At 70.1% G+C, this 271-nt stretch carries 1 pseudogene; it reads right to left on the minus strand.

The features are described from left to right. Positions 1-271: pseudogene (gene cpsB, locus OXS27_RS32515) on the minus strand (mannose-1-phosphate guanylyltransferase/mannose-6-phosphate isomerase); the annotation flags it as partial.

Genomic DNA, 271 nt, shown 5'->3' on the forward strand with positions numbered 1-271 from the left:
GGCCCGGTGGTAGTGCTTCTGCAGCGACAGCCGTCCGCCCGGCACCACCTGGATCCGCTTCACCTGGAATCGCTCGCCGATGTCGATCCGCTGGTACCAGCCCCAGGGCCGGTACATCCGCAGATGCGCGTCCGCCTCCGGCTCGCCCTTCGCCCGCAGGGCGTTGACCAGTTCCTTCACCTGACCGGAATGCGCCTTGGAGGCGACCAGCACCGCGTCGGGGGTCGAGACCACCACCACGTCCTCGAGCCCGACCACCGCGGTCAGGCCG

The sequence above is a fragment of the Methylobacterium sp. GC_Met_3 genome, from assembly GCF_026540775.1.
Lineage (GTDB): Bacteria > Pseudomonadota > Alphaproteobacteria > Rhizobiales > Beijerinckiaceae > Methylobacterium.